This window comes from Pseudomonas sp. NPDC090208, from assembly GCF_044746785.1.
Classification (GTDB): Bacteria; Pseudomonadota; Gammaproteobacteria; order Pseudomonadales; family Pseudomonadaceae; genus Aquipseudomonas.
Genome location: NZ_JBIVCU010000003.1, coordinates 33187 through 55440, shown reverse-complemented (window position 1 = coordinate 55440; position 22254 = coordinate 33187). Strand labels below are relative to the sequence as shown.

The 22254-nt window shown below is 62.7% G+C and carries 16 protein-coding genes; 11 read left to right on the top strand and 5 right to left on the bottom strand.

What is annotated here, in order from left to right; all coding sequences use genetic code 11:
- Positions 1 to 53: 53 nt before the first annotated feature.
- Entirely contained in the window at positions 54 to 983 is a 930-nt protein-coding gene (locus tag ACIPL0_RS06070; protein ID WP_400595928.1) for a LysR family transcriptional regulator, read from the bottom strand.
- Positions 984 to 1103: 120 nt separating this feature from the next.
- On the opposite strand from ACIPL0_RS06070, the gene ACIPL0_RS06065 reads away from it, so the two are divergent.
- Entirely contained in the window at positions 1104 to 2099 is a 996-nt protein-coding gene (locus ACIPL0_RS06065; protein ID WP_400595930.1) for an aldo/keto reductase, read from the top strand.
- 536 nt (positions 2100 to 2635) lie between these two features.
- On the opposite strand, the gene ACIPL0_RS06060 is transcribed toward ACIPL0_RS06065, so the two are convergent.
- Complete coding sequence (locus ACIPL0_RS06060; protein ID WP_400595932.1) at positions 2636 to 4126, bottom strand: aldehyde dehydrogenase; 1491 nt, start codon at positions 4124 to 4126, stop codon at positions 2636 to 2638.
- A gap of 220 nt (positions 4127 to 4346) precedes the next feature.
- Here ACIPL0_RS06060 and ACIPL0_RS06055 point away from each other — a divergent pair, with 220 nt between their 5' ends.
- From ACIPL0_RS06055 to ACIPL0_RS06040, 4 genes are all read left to right on the top strand, one after another.
- Positions 4347 to 5723 carry a pyridoxal-phosphate dependent enzyme gene (locus ACIPL0_RS06055; protein ID WP_400595934.1) on the top strand — a complete coding sequence of 459 codons (1377 nt, stop codon included), beginning with the start codon at positions 4347 to 4349 and terminating at the stop codon, positions 5721 to 5723.
- Positions 5720 to 6898 (top strand): cystathionine gamma-synthase, encoded by a 1179-nt coding sequence (locus tag ACIPL0_RS06050; protein WP_400595936.1) that lies wholly within the window; start codon positions 5720 to 5722, stop codon positions 6896 to 6898. The genes ACIPL0_RS06055 and ACIPL0_RS06050 overlap by 4 nt, the downstream gene beginning before the upstream one ends.
- A gap of 789 nt (positions 6899 to 7687) precedes the next feature.
- On the top strand, positions 7688 to 8413 hold the full coding sequence (locus ACIPL0_RS06045) for a sensor histidine kinase (RefSeq protein ID WP_400731336.1): 726 nt from the start codon (positions 7688 to 7690) through the stop codon (positions 8411 to 8413).
- Between the two features lie 118 nt (positions 8414 to 8531).
- On the top strand, positions 8532 to 9512 hold the full coding sequence (locus tag ACIPL0_RS06040; RefSeq protein WP_400595940.1) for a GlxA family transcriptional regulator: 981 nt from the start codon (positions 8532 to 8534) through the stop codon (positions 9510 to 9512).
- 3 nt (positions 9513 to 9515) lie between these two features.
- Here the strand turns inward: ACIPL0_RS06040 and ACIPL0_RS06035 are convergent, their stop codons facing one another.
- A complete protein-coding gene (locus ACIPL0_RS06035) occupies positions 9516 to 11396 on the bottom strand; it encodes a sigma 54-interacting transcriptional regulator (RefSeq protein ID WP_400595942.1) in 1881 nt (626 codons plus the stop codon).
- A gap of 311 nt (positions 11397 to 11707) precedes the next feature.
- Between ACIPL0_RS06035 and cynS the strand changes: the two genes are divergently transcribed.
- Both cynS and ACIPL0_RS06025 read left to right on the top strand, forming a co-directional pair.
- Positions 11708 to 12148, top strand: coding sequence for a cyanase (cynS, locus tag ACIPL0_RS06030; RefSeq protein ID WP_400595944.1), 441 nt, complete (start codon positions 11708 to 11710; stop codon positions 12146 to 12148).
- Positions 12149 to 12204: 56 nt separating this feature from the next.
- Positions 12205 to 13065 (top strand): formate/nitrite transporter family protein, encoded by an 861-nt coding sequence (locus ACIPL0_RS06025; protein ID WP_400595946.1) that lies wholly within the window; start codon positions 12205 to 12207, stop codon positions 13063 to 13065.
- Here the strand turns inward: ACIPL0_RS06025 and ACIPL0_RS06020 are convergent.
- Positions 13010 to 13927 (bottom strand): LysR substrate-binding domain-containing protein, encoded by a 918-nt coding sequence (locus ACIPL0_RS06020; protein ID WP_400595948.1) that lies wholly within the window; start codon positions 13925 to 13927, stop codon positions 13010 to 13012. The genes ACIPL0_RS06025 and ACIPL0_RS06020 overlap by 56 nt on opposite strands.
- Positions 13928 to 14124: 197 nt before the next feature.
- Between ACIPL0_RS06020 and ACIPL0_RS06015 the strand changes: the two genes are divergently transcribed.
- The 4 genes from ACIPL0_RS06015 to ACIPL0_RS06000 all read left to right on the top strand — a co-directional run bounded on the left by ACIPL0_RS06015 (position 14125) and on the right by ACIPL0_RS06000 (position 18126).
- Complete coding sequence (locus tag ACIPL0_RS06015) at positions 14125 to 14874, top strand: SDR family NAD(P)-dependent oxidoreductase (protein ID WP_400595950.1); 750 nt, start codon at positions 14125 to 14127, stop codon at positions 14872 to 14874.
- Positions 14875 to 14962: 88 nt separating this feature from the next.
- On the top strand, positions 14963 to 16261 hold the full coding sequence (locus tag ACIPL0_RS06010; protein ID WP_400595952.1) for an MFS transporter: 1299 nt from the start codon (positions 14963 to 14965) through the stop codon (positions 16259 to 16261).
- Positions 16262 to 16279: 18 nt separating this feature from the next.
- Positions 16280 to 17122, top strand: coding sequence for a transketolase (locus ACIPL0_RS06005; RefSeq protein WP_400595954.1), 843 nt, complete (start codon positions 16280 to 16282; stop codon positions 17120 to 17122).
- Positions 17119 to 18126 carry a transketolase family protein gene (locus ACIPL0_RS06000; RefSeq protein WP_400595956.1) on the top strand — a complete coding sequence of 336 codons (1008 nt, stop codon included), beginning with the start codon at positions 17119 to 17121 and terminating at the stop codon, positions 18124 to 18126. The genes ACIPL0_RS06005 and ACIPL0_RS06000 overlap by 4 nt, the downstream gene beginning before the upstream one ends.
- A 637-nt stretch (positions 18127 to 18763) precedes the next feature.
- On the opposite strand, the gene ACIPL0_RS05995 is transcribed toward ACIPL0_RS06000, so the two are convergent.
- Entirely contained in the window at positions 18764 to 22246 is a 3483-nt protein-coding gene (locus ACIPL0_RS05995) for an indolepyruvate ferredoxin oxidoreductase family protein (RefSeq protein WP_400595958.1), read from the bottom strand.
- Between the last annotated feature and the right edge of the window lie 8 nt (positions 22247 to 22254).

The window sequence follows — 22254 nt, the reverse complement described above, 5'->3', positions numbered from 1 at the left end:
GGAAGTTAACCACGAAAGTGTGTAGCCACCTACCGTTCTAAACGATTTTGTTGTCAGTTCATCGAGCCTGCAACAGGCCTGTCCGCCAGATCAGGGTGCAAGCACAGGTTCACCAGCCAGTCGACGAACACCCGCACTCGTCGCGACATCTGCCGGTGCGACGGGTACAGCGCCGTCAGCGGCAGCGAAGGTTGCGCGTCATCGGCCAGCACTTCGATCAATTCGCCACGGCGCAGCGGCTCGGCGACGTGATAATACGGCGTCTGCACCAGACCGTAGCCGGCGCTGCACGCCGCCAGATAGCCATCGGCACTGTTGACCGCCAGGGATTTGCTCAGGCTGAGTTCAACTTCCTGCCCCTCGATCATGAACGCCAGCCCGTAGCGCTTGTTCGAGGTGGACGAAAAGTATTCGATCACCTTGTGCTGCTGCAGGTCATCAATATGCCGCGGCGTACCGAAACGTTGCAGATACGCCGGGCTGGCACACACCACCTGACGCATCTGCGCCAGCGGCCGCGCCACCAGCGAGTGGTCCAGCGGCTGCCCTCCCCGTATCACGCAATCGAAACCTTCACGAATCAGGTCCACTGGCCGGTCGTTCATGCCCACTTCCAGTTCAAGCCCCGGATAACGCTCGGTGAACGCCGGCAGCCCTGGCATGAAAATCAACCGACCGAAGCCCGACGGCATGTCGACGCGCAATACGCCTTCCGGGTCTTTCGCCACCGAAGAGAACACCGACTCGGCGTCGTCCAGGTCACGCAGCAGGCTGACGCAGCGTTGGTAATAGGCCTGACCGTCCAGCGTCAGCGTGACCTGGCGCGTGGTACGCAGCAGCAGTTGCACGCCCAGATGTGCTTCCAGCTGTTTGATCAGCACCGTCACCGAGGCTCGTGGCATGTGCAGGCTGTCAGCGGCCCGGGCGAAACCACCCAGCTCGACGATGCGAGTGAAGGCACGCATGGCGTTGAATTTGTCCATAGCCGTTCTGCAAGCCTCATTATTTAGAAAATCCGAACAGTGAAAGCAGTTTTAGCCGGTTTATCGCGAATCTGTCGAGGGGCAACAATGGTGAGTCTTCACACCACAGGGATTTCCATCATGCAAACACGTCTACTCGGCAAGAATGGTCCACGGATTTCGGCACTAGGCCTGGGCTGCATGGGCATGACCGACTTCTACACCACCGGCACAGATGCCCGGGAAGCCGTTGCCACCCTTCACCGTGCGCTGGAGTTGGGCATCACCCTGTTCGACACCGCCGACATGTACGGCCCGCACACCAACGAAGAACTGCTGGGCAAGGCGCTGGTCGGCAAACGCGATCAGGCGTTCATCGCCAGCAAGTTCGGCATCGTCCGCACCCCGGGCGACGCGGCGGCGCGCGGCGTCAATGGCAGCCCTGAATACATTCGCGCCGCCATCGACGGCACCTTGCAGCGCCTGAAGATCGACACGCTGGATCTGTACTACCAACACCGCGTCGACCCGAACATCGCCATCGAGGAAACCGTGGGTGCCATGGCCGATCTGGTCAAGGCCGGCAAGGTGCGTTATCTGGGCCTGAGTGAAGCCTCGGCGGCGACGCTGGAGCGTGCCTACAAGGTGCATCCGATTGCAGCCTTGCAGACCGAATACTCGCTATGGAGCCGCGATCCGGAAGAAAACGGCGTACTCGAAGCCTGCCGCCGCCTGGGCGTCGCCTTCATCCCCTACAGCCCGCTGGGCCGTGGTTTTCTCACCGGCACCCTGAAAAGCCCGGACGATTTCGCCGCCGACGATTACCGCCGCAGCAGTCCGCGCTTTCAAGGGGAAAACTTCGCGAAAAACCTTTTGCTGGTCGAAAAGGTCCGGCAATTGGCTGCGGACAAGGGGGTGAGCGCCGGACAACTGGCACTGGCCTGGGTGCTGGCCCAAGGCAACGACGTGATTCCGATCCCCGGCACCAAACAGCGCAAATACTTGGAGGAAAACGTCGCGGCACTGGACGTGGCGCTCAGCACCGCAGAACTTGAGGCGCTGAAAGACCTGTTCCCTGCAAATGCTGTTGCAGGCGGACGTTACCCGGAAGCGGCGTTGAAGCTGGTGAATGGCTGATCTCGAATATCCCTGACTGCTACAGGGTGATCGACACCCATCCTTTTGTGGGAGGGAGCCCTGCTCGCGAATACGATGGATCAATCGACATCAATGTGTCTGACCGGACGCCTTCGCGGGCAAGCCCGCTCCCACAGGGATTAGTGTTTGCCTCTGCCCTCATGGCGGCTCGAAATACGTAGCAGTCCGGCTTGCCGGCGGTGACATATCCAGGATCACTGCCGCCGGCAAGCCGGACTGCTACAGGGTGACCGCCCCCCATCCTTTTGTGGGAGCGGGCTTGCCCGCGAAGGCGGTGTGTCCGGCGACATCGATGTATCTGGCCGGACGCATTCGCGGGCAAGCCCGCTCCCACAGGTTCTCTATTGGCCGCCCCCCCCCACGGACGCCGGACTGCTACGGGATGATCGCCCCATACTTTGTGGGAGGGAGCCCTGCTCGCGAATACGATGGATCAATCGACATCAATGCGTCTGACCTGACACTTTCGCAAGCAGAGCTTTCTCCCACAGGTTCCGTGAGGCACCAGACCGCATTTACCGCAACTGAATCCACGTGGTCTTGAGCTGGGTGTATTTGTCGAAGGCATGCAGCGACAGATCGCGCCCGAACCCGGACTGTTTGAAGCCACCAAACGGTACGCTGACGTCCAGCGCATCGACGGTGTTCACCGATACCGTGCCGGCCCGCAGACGTTTAGCCACCCGGTGGGCGCGGTTGAGGTCGTCGCTCCACACCGATGCTGCCAGGCCATAGATGCTGTCATTGGCCAGCGCCACCGCTTCGTCCTCGGTGTCGAACGCCGTGACCGCCAGCACCGGGCCGAAGATCTCCTCGCAGGACAGCGCCGAGTCCGGCCGCACCTGAGTGAAGATGGTCGGTTCGATGAAATTGTCCGAACCGTCGAACGACAACTGCCGTCCGCCGGCCACCAGCTCGGCACCCTGCTCTCTCCCTTGAGCGATGGCAGCAACGATACGCCCGGTCTGCGTGGCGTCGACGATGGCCCCGGCGCGGCTGGCCGGGTTCAGCGGATCGCCGGGCAGCCAGTCACGGGCTTTGCTGATCAGACGCTCAACGAACTCGTCGTGAATCGAGCGCTGCACGAACAGCCGCGAGTTGGCCGAGCAGACTTCGCCCTGATTGAAAAAGATCCCGAAAGCCGCCTTTTCCGCTGCCAGATCCAGGTCACGGCAGTCGTCGAACACCAGATTGGCACTCTTGCCGCCGCACTCCAGCCACACCTGTTTGAGGTTCGACTGCGCCGAATACTGCATGAAATATTTGCCAACCTCGGTGGACCCGGTGAAAACCAGACAATCCACATCCGAGTGCAGACCCAGCGCGCGACCGGCCGTGATGCCCAGTCCGGTCACCACGTTGAGCACGCCATCGGGAAGCCCGGCTTCCTGCGCCAGTTGTGCCAGGCGCAAGGCTGAAAACGACGACTGCTCGGCAGGCTTGAGCACCACACTGTTCCCGGCAGCCAGCGCTGGCGCCAGCTTCCACGCCGCCATGTCCAGCGGGAAGTTCCATGGCACCACCGCACCGACGACGCCGATGGCTTCGCGGGTGATGGTCGCCACCGCATTGGCTGCGGTGGGCGCGACCTGATCGTAGAGTTTGTCCAGCGCCTCGCCGTACCAGGCAAACACATGGGCCGCGCCGGGCACGTCGATATTGAGGGCGTCCATTACCGGCTTGCCCATGTTCAGCGACTCCAGCAGCGCCAGCTCTTCGCGATTGGCCAGCATCAACTCGGCCAGGCGCAACAACACTTTCTTGCGCTCGACCGGCGCCATGCGCGCCCAGTGGCCGTTTTCGAAAGCGTCGCGGGCGGCGGCCACGGCCAGATCGACATCAGCCGCGTCGCAGGCAGCCATCTGCGCCAGCACAGCGTTGGTGGCCGGGTTGACCGATTCGAAGGTGGCGCCGGACAACGCGGCCACCGGCTGACCGCCGATCCATGCCTTGTCGGGGAAAGTCTGACGGGCAGCCCGCTGCTGCCAGTAACCAAAGTCGTACACGCTGCGCTCCCTGACCGACCGCTGGTCGGAGTGTGGTAGTGGTCTGAGCCCTGATTGTTGCGGCAGCGGCGCGGTCAGCCAATTAGTAAAAATATGCCGGGGCGATATGAAAAAACTGGGGGCCGCTATCGTAAGGGGACTGACTTGCCGTTGTTGCCTGGAGGCACATTTGCGGCAAGCCGCTGTCCACCCCACAGGTATTGCGCAGTAAGGAGACGACATGTCAGCTGATTCCCGTCCCGCCGTGCTCGAACTGATCGGCAACACCCCACTGGTGCGCGTCAGCCGTTTCGATACCGGCCCCTGCACGCTGTTTCTCAAACTCGAATCACAAAACCCCGGCGGCTCGATCAAGGACCGCATCGGTCTGGCGATGATCGACGCCGCCGAACGCGACGGCCGCCTCAAGCCCGGCGGCACCATTGTCGAAGCCACCGCCGGCAACACCGGGCTGGGTCTGGCGCTGGTGGGCCGGGCCAAAGGCTACCGGGTGGTGCTGGTGGTGCCGGACAAGATGTCCACCGAAAAAGTGCTGCACCTCAAGGCCATGGGCGCCGAGGTACACATCACCCGTTCCGACGTCGGCAAGGGCCATCCGGATTATTACCAGGACGTTGCCGCCCGACTGGCCGGCGACATTCCCGACGCATTCTTCGCCGACCAGTTCAACAACCCGGCCAACCCGCTGGCCCATGAATGCAGCACCGCACCGGAAATCTGGGCGCAGACCCAGCATGACGTCGATGCCATCGTGGTCGGCGTCGGCTCGGCCGGCACCCTCACCGGCCTGACGCGTTTCTTCAAGCGCGTGCAGCCGGATCTGGAAATGGTCCTGGCCGACCCGGTCGGTTCGGTGGTCGCCGAATACAGCCGCAGCCGCACCCTGCCGACGCCCGGTTCCTGGGCGGTGGAAGGCATCGGCGAAGACTTCATTCCGTCGTTCACCGACATCTCGACGGTGCGCCACGCCTACTCGGTCAGCGACGAAGACAGCTTCGACCACGCCCGCCAGTTGCTGCGCAAGGAAGGCATTCTCGGCGGCTCGTCCACCGGCACGCTGCTGGCTGCTGCGCTGCGTTATTGCCGCGAACAGACCGAACCGAAACGGGTGGTCAGCTTCGTCTGCGACACCGGCACCCGCTATTTGTCCAAGGTCTACAATGACCAGTGGATGACCGACCAGGGCCTGCTGCAGCGCACTCATTACGGCGATTTGCGCGACCTCATCGCCCGTCGTTTCGAGGACGGCCGGGTGATCAGCGTCGGTCCCGACGACACCCTGCTCACCGCGTTCCAGCGCATGCGTCTGGCCGATGTGTCGCAACTGCCGGTGCTGGTCAATGGCAAGCAACTGGTCGGCGTGATCGATGAATCGGACATCTTGTTGGGCGTGCATCGCGACACGTCGCACTTTCGCAGCACAGTGGCGGACGTAATGACCGACAAACTGGAAACCCTGCCACCCGATGCGAGCCTGGCGCAGCTCCAGGAAGAACTTGACCGAGGGCTGATAGCCATCATCGCCGACGCCTCCGGTTTCCATGGCCTGATCACCCGGGTCGACCTGCTCAATCACTTGCGGAGATCCCTTGCATGAGTCAGCACGACGAACATCACCCGTCTCACGCGTTTGCCACCCGTGTGATTCATGCCGGGCAAACGCCGGACCCTTCGACCGGGGCGTTGATGCCGCCGATCTACGCCAACTCCACCTACCTGCAACAAAGCCCCGGCGTCCACAAGGGCCTGGATTACGGCCGCTCGCACAACCCGACGCGCTTCGCGCTGGAGCGTTGCGTGGCGGACCTGGAAGGCGGCACCCAGGCGTTTGCCTTCGCTTCCGGGCTGGCGGCGATTTCCTCGGTGCTGGAATTGCTCGACGCCGGCTCGCACATCCTCTCCGGCGACGACCTGTACGGCGGCACCTTCCGGCTGTTCGACAAGGTGCGCAAACGCAGTGCCGGCCATCGTTTCAGCTTCGTCGACATGACCGACCTGTCGGCCTTTGAAGCCGGGCTACAAGACGACACCAAAATGATCTGGGTCGAAACCCCGAGCAACCCGCTGCTGCGCCTCAGCGACCTTGCCGCCATTGCGCGGATCTGCCGGGATCGCGGGATCATCTGCGTGGCCGACAACACCTTCGCCAGCCCGTGGATTCAGCATCCGCTGGCGTTGGGCTTCGACATCGTCCTGCACTCCACCACCAAATACCTCAACGGCCACTCCGACGTGATCGGCGGCATTGCCGTGGTCGGCGACAACCCGGCGCTGGCCGAACGACTGGGCTTTCTACAGAACTCGGTAGGCGCCATCGCCGGGCCGTTCGACGCCTTCCTGACCCTGCGCGGGGTGAAAACCCTGGCGCTGCGCATGGAGCGCCACTGCAGCAATGCGCTGGAACTGGCGCAATGGCTGGAGCGCCAACCGCAGGTTGCACGGGTCTACTACCCTGGCCTGCCGAGCCATCCACAACATGCCCTGGCGTGCCGACAGATGCGCGGCTTTGGCGGGATGATTTCACTGGACCTGAACACCGATCTGGACGGTGCGCGGCGTTTTCTGGAGAACGTGCAAATCTTCGCCCTCGCCGAAAGCCTGGGCGGCGTCGAAAGCCTGATCGAACACCCGGCGATCATGACCCACGCCAGCATCCCGGCGGAAAACCGCGCACGCCTGGGCATTGGTGATGCGTTGGTGCGGTTGTCGGTGGGCATCGAAGACCTCGAAGACCTACGCGCCGACCTGGCGCAGGCACTGGCCAGCATCTGAGCCCGCCTGTGTTTTTGCAGGAGTGAGCTCTGCTCGCGATGGCGGTCGACCAGCCAATAAAGCATCGGCTGGCATAACGCTTTCGCGAGCAGGGCTCCCTCCCACAGGATCGGTGTCGTTCCCATAACCTCTGCCCGACACCCACCCCCGTAGCAGTCCGGCTTGCCGGCGGTGGCGATCTTGAGGACGCCTTCGCGGGCAAGCCCGCTCCCACAGAGAGTGTTTGTTTCGCCGGCTTTTGATCTGGCTTTTGATTTTGGGGCCCCGTCCCAGAAGGCCGAACGCAGGTGATGTGGAGTGGCGCCGAGCGGCATGGATGCCGCGAGAGCCGCGCTGGGCCATGGATGGCCCATTCGCGGCGGGCCCACGGAGCATTGCCGGAGTGAGGGTACATCGAGCCTAGGCGAGATGCCGTATGGCGGGGATAAGAGCCCTTGGTTACTTGGGGCTTTTCCAAGTAACTCGCCGTGAGGCGAAACAAGGCTGCGTTAGCAGACTCGGCAGAGAGTCAGACAAGCCAAGGACACAGGTTTTACGACGACTTCGTCGCCGGTCGCAGGACAAGCCAGCTCCTACAGGACATCGCGGTTGTTCAGGACACCATCGCGGGTCAAAAAACAGCACAGATCCACCACAGGGGACCGTAACAGACATCAGGGTGCCCATTTCTGCCATGCCGCCGTTGCGAGGGTTTCATGGCGACTGCCGTGGGTATACTCCAGACGCACCGGGGCGAAGGGCCCCGGACGTGGGGGCCCGATGCAGGAAGAACACTTTATTCAATCCCTGATGAGCGCGCATCTCGACCCTTCCTGGTCCGACGGCGGCCGCTCGCGAACAGAAAACGAACTGACCGCCGCCATCGCCCATGAAATCTGCCAGCCGCTGCTGGGCATCTCCTCCAACGCTGCCGCCGGCCTGCGCTGGCTGCAACGCGACACCCCGAACCTCGAAGAAGCCGTGGCGGCACTCCAGGACATCCGCGCCGGGTGCGAACGCGTCGCCAGTATCGTCAAAGCCCTGCAGGCGCTGGCCAGACAATCGCCCTTGCGGCCCTTCCCCACCTGCATCGACGACATCATCGGCGAAGTCCTGAGCCTGGTCGCACCGGCGCTGGCCAAACGTAACGTCACCCTGGACACCGCCCTCGACGCCAGACGCATCATCCCCGCCGACCCGATCCAGATTCATCAATTGCTGTTCAACCTGATCACCAACGCCCTTGAGGCCATGTCCGAAGCCCGCTGCACCGGCGGACGCATCCGCATCACCTCGGCCACCCTGGCCGGTGTCGTCGAAGTCTGCGTCGACGACAATGGCCCCGGTATCCCCGCCGAACGGCGCCAACAGATCTTCACTGCCTTCTACACCACCAAACGCAGCGGACTGGGCATGGGCCTGGCGATCTGCAAATCGGTGGTCGAAGCCCATCACGGCAGCCTGTTCGCCGAAACCTCGGACATCGGCGGCGCGCGCATCCGTTTCCACCTGCCCGCCACCTGCCAGGTGTCCTGACCGTCCGGAAAATGTGCCGCACTGGCATGCGGCATACCGCAATTATCGAAATCGCCATAGAATGCGACCTGTTATCAGGTAGCAGCCCTTGCGGGCGAGAAATAAAGGCGATTGAGGCATGCAAGACTCCGGTGCACACAGAACAGTGGTGATGGTGCTGTTCGACGATATGTTGATGCTTGATGTGACGGGGCCGATGGATGTCTTTTCGATCTCCAACCGACTGCTGCCCACAGACAGGCATTACCGCCTGCTGACCCTGGCTGCCGGCCATGGCACGGGATTGATCCGCTCCTCCTGCGGGCTGAAGGTGCAGGCCGACGGCAGACTGTCGGAATGCCCGGCGGACGTCGACCTGCTGCTGGTGCCCGGCGGCCCCGGCGCCTACGACGGCAGCCACCCGGCCCTGACCGCCTGGCTGCCTGATGCGGCGCGGGCGGCACGGCGCTTTGGCGCGATCTGCACCGGGGTGTTTCTGCTCGGTGAAGCCGGTTTGCTGGACGGTTACCGTTGCACCACCCACTGGAATTACGTCGAGCGGCTGGCCCAGCGCCATCCGCAAACGCGAGTGGAAACCGAGCAGATTTACGTCATCGACCGCAACCTGATCACCTCGGGCGGCATCACGGCCGGCATCGACATGGCCCTGGCGGTGGTGGCTGAAGATCATGGCAAGGAACTGGCGCTGGAAGTCGCCAAGGTGCTGCTGGTGGTAATGAAGCGTCAGGGTGGGCAGACGCCCTATGGTCCGCTGCTGGCCGCCGTGCCGCGGGACGACACCGCCATCGCCAAGGTGCAGGCCTACGTGGTCGATCACATCGACAAGGCCTACACCGTGCAGCAACTCTCTGAGCTGGCAGCGATGAGCCCGCGCAACTTCGCCCGGGCATTCCAGCGTGAGGTGGGGCTGACGCCCATGCAGTACGTACAGAACGCGCGGATCGACAACGCCCGCAAGCTGCTGGAAGGCAGCGAGTTGCCACTGAAAGTGGTGGCCTGCCGTTGCGGCTTCGGCAGTGCCCGGCATATGCGCAAAGTCTTTTACGAACGCATCGGCCTGACCCCGAATGAATACCGCCAGCAGTTCAGCAGTCAGTAACGCTCAACGGCGCGGCTTGTAATCCCGAGGGTCGATGCCCCATTTGCGCAGGCGCGATTGCAGGGTGGTCGGCTTCACACCCAGCAGTTGCGCTGCACCGCCGTCACCAGACACCTTGCCGCCGGTGCGTTTCAGCGTGGCCACGACGTTGGCGCGCAACTGCTGTTGCAGCTGTTCATCGGGCAGCGTCTCGTCGGCGTCGACCGGCTCCACCACCGCGGCCACTTCGTTGCCCGCGCCACTGGTCAGTAGGTCGTCGAAGCGCAGGCGGCCATCGCGGGACACGATGATCTGCCGCTCGATGACGTTTTCCAGCTCACGGATATTGCCCGGCCAGCGATAGCGCTTGAGCAATTCGACCTGGGCCAGCGACAGCCGCACGCCCGGTTTGTTGAACGCCTGGGACGCACGCTGCATGAAGTGGCTGGCGAGCAACGGAATGTCGCCGACGCGTTCGCGCAACGGCACCGAACGCACCGGGAACACGTTCAGCCGGAAATACAGGTCTTCACGGAAACCACCGGCATCGACCATGGCGCGCAAGTCGCGGTTGGTGGCGGCGATGACTCGCACATCCACGGCGCGGGTGACGTTATCGCCGACCCGCTCGAACTGCTGGTCCTGCAACACCCGCAGCAATTTGCTTTGCAGCTCCAGCGGAATTTCACCCACTTCGTCGAGAAACAACGTGCCGCCGTCGGCCAGTTCAAAACGGCCCATGCGTTCGTTGACCGCGCCGGTGAACGCGCCTTTGACATGACCGAAGAACTCGCTTTCAAACAAGTCACGAGGAATCGCCGCGCAGTTGACCCGGATCAGCGGCCGGTCGCGGCGCCCGCTGCTGGCGTGAATCGCACGGGCGATCAGCTCCTTGCCGGTGCCGGATTCGCCGGTGATCAGCACGTTGGCATCGGTCGGCGCCACCAGTTCGATCTGGCGGATCAGGTGCAGCACCGCCGGGCTTTCGCCAACGATTTCATGGTGATTGCGCTCGGCCTTGATCTCTTCCTGCAGGTACTGGTTTTCCACTTCCAGACGCTGCTTGAGCTGTTCGACTTCGTTCAGCGCTTCGCGTAACCGCTGCTCGGCCAGTTGCCGTTCACGGATGTCGCGGAACAGCACCACCGCACCGACCAGCCGGCCCATCTCGAAAATCGGTGTGCTGGTGTACTCCACCGCAATCGCCTCGCCGTTCTTGTGCCAGAACACCTCGTTATCGACCCGATGTACCTGACCGTCGCTGAACGACGCATGGATCGGGCACTGCATCACCGGGAAACTGCTGCCGTCACTGTGGCTGTGATGGAACAACAGGTGCGCGTCATGGCCGACCATGTCATGGGCGCTCCAACCCAGAATGCGCTCGGCGGCCGGGTTGATGAACGTCGTCTGGCCCTTGGCGTCCAGCCCGTAGATGCCCTCTCCCACAGCGCCAAGGATCAAACGGTTCTGCCGCTCGATGCGCTCGAATACCTGGGAGATCCGCTCCCAGCCGACATGCCCGAGCCGATGCTGACGGCGTGCTTCCGAACGGTTGCGACGGGTTTCCAGCGGATCGCGCGGCTGGACCATAAACAGAATGCGCCGCCCGTCCGCCAGCGCACTGGCATTGACCTCCACCGCGTGCTGACGGCGGTTACTGTCCACTAAAACCAGATCATCCGACCAGGCTTGGCCCTGGGTCAGGGTTTCGTCGCTGAAACTGACCCACAGCGGCAGGCCTTCACCGAGAAAGCGACTGAAACGGGTCAGCGCGTTTTCAGCACAGCCGAGCAAGGCCAATGCGGCGCTGTTGGCCTGCAGCAGCACATCGTCCTGCGGGTCGACCACAAGCATGGCTTGCGGGGCGTGGGTCACGGCTTCATCGTCGAATGGGGCGGTCATGTCAGGACTCGGGTTGATCAAGGGCTACGACATTTTTGTTCCGTACCGCGATCACCCGTGGGAGGGAGCCCTGCCACAGGCTTGATGGGGTCCGATCGATTTCGGCATGGACACGGCACCGTGAAGATAAACGATATTTCGTCATTTAATTAACCAAATTTCGTTATTGACGAAATATCGTTAATTGAAATTTTCAAGTTCGATATTTATTTTTCTTTAATTTCAATGGCTTACTTTGAAAACCAAAACTGGCACGACTCTCGCTATCTCTCTTGTGCGAACCATCCCTCCCTGAACAAGAGAATCGCCCCATGAACAAACTCGAAATGCACCACACCATCATGGCCGCCAAGGCACGTTTGAACCTGAGCTGGGACGCGCTGGCCGATGCCGCAGAAAAAGCCCCGGTGTGGGTGGCGTCGGTGTGCTACGGCAAGAACAGCGCAGCCCCTGAAGTGGCGGCGCGCTTGTGCAAGGCGCTCGAGCTGGGCGATGACGTGGCTCAGGCCATGACCGTATTCCCGGTCAAGGGCTGGGACGACGCGATTCCGCAGGATCCGCTGATCTACCGCCTGTACGAAGTGGTTGGCGTGTACGGCGAAACCCTGAAAGACGTGATCCAGGAAAAATTCGGCGACGGCATCATGAGCGCCATCGATTTCTCCATGCACGTCGACAAGATCGAAGACCCGAAAGGCGACCGCGTGTTGCTCACCCTCAACGGCAAATTCCTGCCTTACCGCTCCTGGTAAGCGATCCCCTGCCCCCCTTAATTCGCCGCGCCGACACTCGCCACGAGGAAACTGCAATGTCTTACCTGATGCCTTTTGAATTCGTTACCAAGATGCTCGACGCCGGCGAATCGAAGATTCACATGTCGACCCGGGATACGCTGATTCGCGCCTACATGGCCGGGGCGATTCTGGCGCTGGCGGCGGTGTTCGCCGTGACCATCGCCGTGCAGAGCGGCTCGGCCCTGCTCGGTGCCGTGCTGTTCCCGGTCGGGTTTTCCATGTTGTACCTGATGGGTTTTGACTTGCTGACCGGGGTGTTCGTGCTCACGCCGCTGGCGCTGCTGGACAAGCGCCCGGGCGTCACCGTCAGCCGCGTGCTGCACAATTGGGGGCTGGTGTTTCTTGGCAACTTCGCCGGGGCGCTGACCGTTGCGTTCATGATGGCGTTCATCTTCACCTACGGCTTCCAGGCAGCGCCCGGTGCGGTCGGTGAAAAGATCGCCAGCATCGGCGAGGCGCGCACCCTGGGCTACGCCCATTACGGCGTGGCGGGCTGGATCACCATTTTCCTGCGCGGCATGCTGTGTAACTGGATGGTCTCGATGGGCGTGGTCGGCGCGATGATCTCGACCACCGTGGGCGGCAAGGTCATCGCCATGTGGATGCCGATCATGCTGTTCTTCTTCATGGGCTTCGAGCATTCGGTGGTGAACATGTTTCTGTTCCCGTCGGCGATGATCATGGGTGGCAGCTTCTCGGTCATGGATTACATGGTCTGGAATGAAATCCCCACCGTGCTCGGCAACCTGGTCGGCGGCCTCGCCTTCACCGGCCTGACCCTCTACAGCACCCACATCCGCACTGCCGCCAAGCGCAGCTTCAGTACACAAACCCGTGTCCCAGCTCGCTCTCCATCCACTCAAGGAAACGTCTGACCCGCGGAAAACCCGAGTGCGCCTTGGGAAACACCAGATGATGGGCTGCCACCGCAGCGCTTAACGCCTGCGGTGCAACCTCGACCAGCGCACCCGACGCCAGATACTTCTGCGCCAGCAACGTACTCTCCAGCGCAAAGCCCAGGCCATGACTGGCCGCCTCCAGCGACATGTAGGAACGGTCGAAGCTCAACGCGTAAGGTTTTTCCGGGCGCGCCAGGCCGTGACGGGCAAACCACGCCGGCCACTTGAGCAGGGTCGCTTCGGACAGAATCAGATCCAGCCCCAACAGATCGCCAGCCTCCCTGACCGTGTGCCGCGCCAGCAATTTGGGCGACGCCAGCACGGCGAAGGCTTCGTTGCCCACGGTGCGTACTTCGTAGCTCGGCCAGTTCGGCTCGCCGTGGCGAATGTCCACGTCGATCTTGTCGCGGCTGAAATGCAGCGACTCATAGGAACAGGACAGGTTGATCTGGATGTCAGGGTGCGTCGCGCGAAACGCCTCCAGCCGCGGCATCAACCACAGCAGGCCGAAGCTCGGTGACGAGTGCAGGCGCAGACAATCGAGGCTGACATCGCTGCTGGCGCGCTCGGTCGCCACCGCCAGGCTGTGCAGCAGCCCGGAAACGTCCTTCAGGTACTGCTCGCCCACCGGGGTCAACGACACGCCGCGCGCCGCCCGAACGAATAACTGACGGCCAATCATCGCTTCCAGCTTGGCCAGTTGATGGCTCACCGCTGACGGGGTCAGGTCGAGCACTTCGGCGGCGCGGGCGACGTTACCGAAGCGTGCCGTCTGCTCGAAGGCCTGAATGGCTCTCAGCGGTGGAAGATTCGGTGTGGCTTCATCGACAGGGCCCATGGGCGTTGACTCCATGCAATACGCTTGAATGCTGCGGGTTTGACATTCAAACACCACGTCGCGCCGCTGACGAGTGCTGAATTTTTTTCAGCATCCAATGATTTTTGCGTTATTGCTCGTCCCCTGCCCCGAGCCCAAGCTGAGCCCCATCGATCGCCGACAGATCGAACCGATAACAATAATCAGAGGTCATGCTCATGCTTCTTCAAGGCAAAGTCGCAATCATCACCGGTGCCGCGTCGGCACGCGGTATCGGCCGGGCCACCGCGGCCACCTTCGCTGCCCACGGCGCCCGTGTGGTGATCCTCGACCTGGACGAATCCGCCGCCCGCGACGCTGCAACCACCCTCGGCGAAGGCCACCTCGGTCTGGCCGCCAACGTCGCCGACGAGGCGCAGGTCAAACACGCCGTCACCCGCATCATCGAACACTTCGGCCGCATCGACGTGCTGGTCAACAACGCCGGCATCACCCAGCCGCTCAAGACCCTGGACATCAAGCACGGCGACTACGACAAGGTCCTCGACGTCAGCCTGCGCGGCACGCTGTTGATGTCCCAGGCAGTGATTCCGCTGATGCGCGAACAGGCCTCAGGCAGCATCGTCTGCATGTCGTCGGTGTCGGCGCAACGTGGCGGCGGCATCTTCGGTGGCCCACACTACAGCGCAGCAAAAGCCGGCGTGCTCGGCCTGGCCAGGGCCATGGCGCGGGAGCTGGGCCCGGACAACGTACGGGTGAACTCCATTGCGCCCGGCCTGATCCACACCGATATCACCGGCGGCCTGATGCAGGACGAACGACGCCACGCGATCATCGACGGCATCCCCCTGGGTCGCCTCGGCGAAGCCCAGGATGTGGCCAACGCCGCGCTGTTCTTGGCCAGCGACCTGTCGTCCTACCTGACCGGCATCACCCTGGACGTGAACGGCGGCATGCTCATCCACTGATGCCCCTCGCGCCGGTCTACCCACCGGCGCTGTTCTGAATCGACGTTGCAGCCCCGCGCTGCCCATAACAACAAGAGATCAGACCATCATGACTACCCTGTCCCTGGAAGCGGTCGTGTCCGTCCGCTCCAACGCCTACCGCAAGACCGCCTGGCGACTGATGCCGTTCCTGATGCTGTGCTACCTGTGCGCCTATCTGGACCGGGTCAATGTCGGCTTCGCCAAGCTGCAGATGATGAACGACCTGTCCTTGAGTGAAACCGTGTACGGCCTCGGTGCCGGCATGTTCTTCATCGGCTATTTCCTCTGCGAAGTGCCCAGCAACCTGATCCTGCACAAGGTCGGCGCCCGGCGCTGGATCGCCCGGATCATGATTTCCTGGGGGATCATTTCCGCGCTGTTCGCCTTTGTCGAAACCGCCTGGCAGTTCTACGCCCTGCGTTTTCTGCTCGGCATCGCCGAAGCCGGCCTGGCCCCCGGCCTGCTGCTGTACCTGACCTATTGGTTTCCGTCCTACCGCCGAGCGCGGATGACCGTGCTGTGGTTCGTCGCCATTCCGCTGTCCGGCATGATCGGCGGCCCGCTGTCGGGCTTCATCATGAACCAGTTTGCTGGCTTGCATGGCTGGGCCGGCTGGCAGTGGATGTTCGTCATCGAGGCCATTCCCACGGTACTGGTCGGCTTTATGGTGCTGGCCTACCTGAAAGACGGCGTGCATCAGGCCACCTGGCTCAGCGACGAAGAAAAGGAACTGGTCAACAGGGAACTGGCGGAGGACAACAGCCGCAAAGTCACCCACGCCTCGCCCCGCGAGTTCATTCGTGACCGCCGTCTGTGGCTGCTGGCCTGCATCTACTTCTGCGTGGTCATGGGCCAGTACGCAATCACCTTTTGGCTGCCGACCTTGATCCGCAACGCTGGCGTCTCCGATCCGCTGCACATCGGGCTGCTGACCAGCCTGCCGTACATGTGCGCCATTGCCGCGATGCTGCTGATGGGCCGCAGCGGCGACAAACACCGCGAGCGGCGCTGGCACCTGGTGCTGCCGATGATTGCCGGGGCGACGGGCCTGACCCTGGCCGCACTGCTTGGCGGCAACCTGTTGCTCTCGGTGCTCAGCCTGTGTCTGGCGGCAGCGGGCGTATTGTCGGCGTCGTCACTGTTCTGGATGTTGCCCACCACGCTACTTGGTGGGGTGTCGGCCGCTGCCGGCATCGCCGGGATCAACAGCTTCGCCAACCTCGCCGGATTCTGTTCGCCTTACCTGATCGGCTGGATCACCACCACGACCGGTTCGAGCGCCATCGGCATGTACCTGATCACCGCCGTGCTGCTGGCCGGCGCAACGCTGGTCCTGCGCATCCCCGCCGCTTCCGTCAATCGTTAAATCCTTGGAGTTTTCACCATGAACGTATTACCCAACGAGTCACGCTCGCTGGCAGAGCGCGCCCATAACATTCGCCGTCATGCCTTGCGCATGGGCCAGGTGCAAGGCCAGGGCTACGTCGGCCAGGCCCTCGGCGCTGCCGATCTGCTGGCGGTGTCGTACTTCCACGCGCTGCGCTATCAGCCGCAGGACCCCGAGTGGGAACAGCGCGACCGCTTTTATCTGTCCATCGGCCATTACGCGATTGCGCTGTACGCCGCCTTGATCGAAGCCGGCGTGATCCCGCAGGACGAACTGGAAACCTACGGCTCGGACGACAGCCGCCTGCCAATGTCAGGGATGGCCGCCTACACGCCGGGCATGGAAATCACTGGCGGCTCCCTCGGCCACGGCCTGGGCATCGCGGTCGGCGCCTGCCTGGGGCTCAAGCGCAAACAGTCGGATTCGTTCGTCTACAACCTGCTGTCCGACGGTGAATTGAACGAGGGCTCGACCTGGGAAGCGGCGATGTCGGCCTCGCACTGGAAGCTCGACAACCTGATCGCGATCATCGACGTCAACAACCAACAGGCCGACGGCCATTCCAGTGAAGTGCTGGCGTTCGAGCCGATCGTCGATCGCTGGCAGGCCTTCGGCTGGTTCACCCAGCGGGTCGACGGCAACGATATCGACGCGCTGGTCACCGCCTTCGACACCGCGCGCAATCACCGGGGCGCACAGCCACGGGTGATCATCTGCGACACCAAAATGGGCAAGGGCGTGGATTTTCTGGAAAACCGCGAAAAGACTCACTTCATCCGCGTCGACGAAAACGAATGGGATCTGGCACTGCAAAACCTTCAGGTCGGGAGAACCGCATGAGCACCGCAAACACCACCGAAACCGGGAAAAAGCGCCTGACCACTTCGGCGATGATCGCCTCGATTGCCGCCGAGGGGCAGGCCACGCGCTCCGCGCCCTTCGGCCATGCGCTGGCGGCACTGGCCGAACAGCGTTCGGACATTGTCGGGCTGTCGGCAGACCTGTCGAAGTACACCGACCTGCACATCTTCGCCAAGGCCCACCCGGACCGCTTCTATCAGATGGGCATGGCCGAGCAACTGCTGATGAGCGCCGCCGCCGGCATGGCCCGCGAAGGCTGCGTGCCGTTCGCGACCACTTATGCGGTGTTCGCCTCGCGCCGCGCCTATGACTTCATTTGTATGGCGATTGCCGAGGAGAACCTCAACGTCAAGATCGTCTGCGGCCTGCCGGGGCTGACCACCGGTTACGGCCCCAGCCATCAGGCCACCGATGACCTGGCGATCTTCCGCGCCATGCCCAACCTGATGATCGTCGACCCGTGCGACGCGTTGGAGATCGAACAGGCAGTACCGGCGATAGCTGCACACCAAGGCCCGGTCTACATGCGTTTGCTGCGCGGCAACGTGCCGCTGGTGCTGGATGAGTACGGCTATCAGTTCGAGATCGGCAAGGCCAAGACCCTGCGCAGCGGGCGCGATGTGCTGATCATTTCCACGGGGCTGATGACCATGCGCTCGCTGGAAGCGGCGGCGCAATTGCAGAAGGACGGCGTCGACGTGGCGGTGCTACATGTGCCGACCATCAAGCCGCTGGACGAACAGACCATCCTGGCCGAAGCGCGCAAATCGGGACGGCTGGTGGTGACAGCGGAAAACCATTCGATCATCGGCGGCCTGGGTGAAGCGGTGGCCGGGTTGTTGCTGCGTAACGGCGTCACGCCGACCTTCCGCCAGATCGCCCTGCCGGACGCCTTCCTCGACGCCGGCGCCCTGCCGACATTGCATGACCGCTACGGCATCTCCACCCAGGCGGTCAGTGCGCAGATCAAGGCGTGGTTGTAGGTTGGATTCTGGCCGTACGCCGTGGGAGGGAGCCCTGCTCGCGATCTGGCGCGCAGCGGCAGTAAAACCGGGCGATGCGGTGGTGTCAGACAAACCGCGTGCACCGGTTTTACGACGACTGCGGTCGAGCGCGACCCCGGTCCGCTCGCAGGACAAGCCAGCTCCTACAGGTTTGCGGTGTACGTGTTGTAGCAGTCCGGCTTGCCAGCGGTAGCGACCTCGAAAACGCTGACGCCGGCAAGCCGGACTGCTACGGGTGGTGCGCACGGCAATGCTCTTGATTCTGGCCGCAGGCCGTGGGAGGGAGCTCTGCTCGCGATCTGGCGCGCAGCGGCAGTAAAACCGGACGATGCGGTGATGTCAGACAAACCGCGTGCACCGGCTTTACGACGACTGCGTCGCCGGTCGCAGGACAAGCCAGCTCCTACAGGTTTGCGGCGTACGCTTTGTAGCAGTCCGGCTTGCCGGCGGAAGGGCCCGCCAGATCGCTGCCGCCGACAAGTCGGACTGCTACGGGTGGTGCGCACGGCAATGCTCTTGATTCTGGCCGCAGGCCGTGGGAGGGATCCGAGTTTGCGAGGGTCGCGAAGGCGGTGCCTCTGACACACCACCTTCTCCCGACGTTAACGAATGAAGCCTACGCCGCCACCTCAAACAGCTTCGGCAATTCCACCTCGCCGCTCACCAGGCTCTGACGCATCCGTGCCGCCTGCAGCGCCGCCGCCTTCATCGCGCTTTCCTTCACGTGCCCGTAACCACGAATACGCTCCGGCAAACGCGCCAGGCTCAATGCGGTATGCCGATTGTCGGGATTCAAGTGAACCAGCATCAACTCGACATCAGCGACATAGCTTTCGATCAGCTCCCGCTCCTGACGTCGCTCAAGGCTGCGCCCGAACGGGTCGAACGCGGTACCACGGAGGAACTTGAATTTCGCTAGCACATCGAACGCCTTCAACATCCATGGCCCGAAACCGCGCTTGCGCGGTTTGCCGGCGGCATCGTGCTTGACCAGCCACGACGGTGCCAAGTGGAATTCCAGCCGGTAATCACCTTCGAACTGCGCCTGCAACTGGCGCACGAACTCGCCATTGCTGTACAGCCGCGCCACTTCGTATTCGTCCTTGTAAGCCAGCAACTTGAAGTAGTTGAATGCAACCGCCTCGGTCAGCACCGGCGCCTCACCGGGGAACAACCGCGCCTCGGCGTCGCGCACTTTGTACACCAGCGCCAGATAACGCTCGCCCAACGCCTTGTTCTGGTACTCGCCCAAGGTTTTCACGTTGTCGGCCAGCCGCTGCTCCAGGGTCAGCACTGGCGCGGTGGCGGCCAGCGCCGACTGCGGATCTGCCGCCTGCTGCACTGCCGGCAGATCCAGCGCCGCACGGCGGCCCCAGAGGAACGCCTGCTGGTTGAGATTGACCGACACGCCATTCAGCTCGATGGCCTTCTCGATCGCTCTGGAAGTCAGCGGAATCAAGCCCAGTTGGAAGGCATAACCGAGCATGAACAGGTTGCTGGCAATGCTGTCGCCCATCAGGCGGGTTGCCAGATCGGTGGCCTGAACGAAGTGGGTCTTGTCGGCGCCGACCGCTTCGCGAATCGTCTGCATCATGGCTTCGCCGGGGAATTCGGCGTCCGGGTTGCGGGTGAACTCCGCTGTCGGCGTCTGCTGGCTGTTGACCACCGCGTGGGACTTGGCGCTGTTGAGTTTGGCGATCACGTCCGGGCCTGCCGAGACCAGCAGGTCGCAGCCAAGCAGCAAATGCGCCTCGCCAGCCGCGATGCGCACGGCGAACAGGTCTTCCTGACGAGCAGCAATGCGGATATGACTGACTACCGGGCCGAATTTCTGCGCCAGACCCGCCTGATCGAGCACGCTGCAGCCCTTGCCTTCCAGGTTGGCGGCATAGCCGAGCATGGCGCCGACCGTGGTCACACCCGTGCCACCGACGCCGGGCAGCAGGATATTGAACGGTTGGTCTAAATTCGGCAGCACCGGTTCGGGCAGTTCGGCAAAAGCCTGAATCTGCTTCGGCAATTGCGGCTTGCGCAGCTTGCCACCATGCACGGTGACGAAACTCGGACAGAAGCCTTCGACGCAACTGAAGTCCTTGTTGCAGGCGCTCTGATCGATCTCGCGCTTGCGCCCTTGCGCGGTTTCCTTGGGCAGAATCGACAGGCACCCAGATTTCGCACCGCAATCACCGCAGCCTTCGCACACCGCCGGGTTGATGATCGCGCGCTTGTTCAGTTCCGGCATGCTGCCGCGTTTGCGCCGACGGCGTTTTTCGGTGGCACAGGTCTGGTCGTAGATGATCACCGAAACGCCCTTGAACTCGCGCAATTCACGCTGAACGCTGTCCAGGTCGCTGCGGTGATGAAAGCTGGTGATCGGCGCGAACGCCTCGCGGCTCAGGTATTTGTCCGGGTCATCGGAAACCAGAGCAATGCGCTGCACGCCTTCGTTGAACACCTGACGGCTGAGCTGATCGACCCGCAAAATGCCGTCGATAGGCTGACCGCCGGTCATGGCCACAGCGTCGTTGTAGAGAATCTTGTAGGTGATGTTGACCTTTGAGGCGACGGCGGCACGCAGGGCCAGGTGGCCAGAGTGGAAGTAAGTGCCGTCCCCGAGGTTCTGGAACACGTGAGGCGTTTCGGTGAACGGCGCCTGACCGATCCAGGTCACGCCCTCGCCGCCCATCTGGGTGAACGTGTCGGTTTCCCGGTCCATCCAGATGGTCATGTAGTGACAGCCGATCCCGGCCAGCGCGCGGCTGCCTTCCGGCACGCGAGTGGAGGTGTTGTGCGGGCAGCCGGAGCAGAAATGCGGGGTGCGCTGGGTCTTGAACAGCGGCGCGGCCAGGGCCTTTTCCTTGTCGGCCAGGAATTGCAGGCGCGCTTCGATTTTCGGGCTGCTGTAGATCGGCGCCAGGCGCCGGGCAATGACCCGGGCAATCATCGCCGGGGTCAGTTCAGCAAGGTTGGGCAGCAACGAGCGGCCTTCTTCGTCGAATTCGCCGACAACCCGAGGGCGCTTGTCCACCGGCCAGTTGTACAACTGGCCAGTCAACTGGTCCTCGATGACGCTGCGTTTCTCCTCGACCACCAGAATCTCGTCCAGGCCCTCGGCGAAGTCATGCACGGAAACCGGTTCAAGCGGCCAGCTCATGCCGACCTTGAGCACACGGATGCCCACCGACGCGCAAAGCTGTTCGTCGATACCCAGTTCTTCCAGCGCCTGGCGCACGTCGAGGTAGGACTTGCCGGTGGTGATGATGCCCAGCCGTGGCTGCGGCGAGTCGATCACCACCTTGTTCAGGTTATTGGCCCGGGCAAAGGCCCGGGCGGCGTAGATCTTGTAGGTGTTGAGACGTGCTTCCTGGGCTAACGGCGGATCGGGCCAGCGAATGTGCAGACCGTCCTTGGGCAGTTCGAAATCTTCCGGAACGCGAGTCTGGATGCGCAGCGGATCGACCTCGACCACCGCCGAGGAGTCGACGTTTTCGGCGATGGTCTTCATCGCCACCCAGCAGCCGCTGTATCGCGACAGTTCCCAGCCGATGATGCCGTAATCGAGGATTTCCTGGACGTTGCTGGGGTTGAGCACCGGAATCATCGAAGCGATGAAGGCGTGCTCGCTCTGATGGGCAATGGTCGAGGATTTGCAGCCGTGGTCGTCACCGGCCAGGATCAGCACCCCGCCCTTTTCCGCCACGCCCGCCGAGTTACCGTGTTTGAACACATCGCCGCAGCGGTCGACGCCGGGCCCTTTGCCGTACCACAACGCGAACACGCCGTCGTATTTGCCATGGGGAAACAGATTGACCTGCTGGCTGCCCCACACGGCGGTGGCGGCGAGCTCTTCGTTGACGCCCGGCTGGAAATGGATGGCGTTCTGCTGGAGGTAGTCCCGCGCATCCCACAGGCTCTTGTCGAGATTGCCCAGTGGCGAGCCGCGATAGCCGGAAATGAAGCCGGCGGTGTTGAGGCCACGCGCTTCGTCGCGTTGCTTTTGCAACATCGGCAGGCGGGTCAGCGCCTGGGTGCCGGTCAGGTAAAGATTGCCGGTGGCGAGACGGTACTTATCGTCCAGACGGATATCGGCCAAAGTCATTCATGCAC

Coding starts and splice junctions, on each gene's coding strand:
- ACIPL0_RS05995 (WP_400595958.1), bottom strand. CDS start 22,246: ATGACTTTGGCCGATATCCGTCTGGACGATAAGTACCGTCTCGCCACC.
- ACIPL0_RS06015 (WP_400595950.1), top strand. CDS start 14,125: ATGCTTCTTCAAGGCAAAGTCGCAATCATCACCGGTGCCGCGTCGGCA.
- ACIPL0_RS06040 (WP_400595940.1), top strand. CDS start 8,532: ATGCAAGACTCCGGTGCACACAGAACAGTGGTGATGGTGCTGTTCGAC.
- ACIPL0_RS06020 (WP_400595948.1), bottom strand. CDS start 13,927: ATGGGCCCTGTCGATGAAGCCACACCGAATCTTCCACCGCTGAGAGCC.
- ACIPL0_RS06035 (WP_400595942.1), bottom strand. CDS start 11,396: ATGACCGCCCCATTCGACGATGAAGCCGTGACCCACGCCCCGCAAGCC.
- cynS (WP_400595944.1), top strand. CDS start 11,708: ATGAACAAACTCGAAATGCACCACACCATCATGGCCGCCAAGGCACGT.
- ACIPL0_RS06010 (WP_400595952.1), top strand. CDS start 14,963: ATGACTACCCTGTCCCTGGAAGCGGTCGTGTCCGTCCGCTCCAACGCC.
- ACIPL0_RS06050 (WP_400595936.1), top strand. CDS start 5,720: ATGAGTCAGCACGACGAACATCACCCGTCTCACGCGTTTGCCACCCGT.
- ACIPL0_RS06070 (WP_400595928.1), bottom strand. CDS start 983: ATGGACAAATTCAACGCCATGCGTGCCTTCACTCGCATCGTCGAGCTG.
- ACIPL0_RS06000 (WP_400595956.1), top strand. CDS start 17,119: ATGAGCACCGCAAACACCACCGAAACCGGGAAAAAGCGCCTGACCACT.
- ACIPL0_RS06045 (WP_400731336.1), top strand. CDS start 7,688: ATGAGCGCGCATCTCGACCCTTCCTGGTCCGACGGCGGCCGCTCGCGA.
- ACIPL0_RS06055 (WP_400595934.1), top strand. CDS start 4,347: ATGTCAGCTGATTCCCGTCCCGCCGTGCTCGAACTGATCGGCAACACC.
- ACIPL0_RS06025 (WP_400595946.1), top strand. CDS start 12,205: ATGTCTTACCTGATGCCTTTTGAATTCGTTACCAAGATGCTCGACGCC.
- ACIPL0_RS06005 (WP_400595954.1), top strand. CDS start 16,280: ATGAACGTATTACCCAACGAGTCACGCTCGCTGGCAGAGCGCGCCCAT.
- ACIPL0_RS06065 (WP_400595930.1), top strand. CDS start 1,104: ATGCAAACACGTCTACTCGGCAAGAATGGTCCACGGATTTCGGCACTA.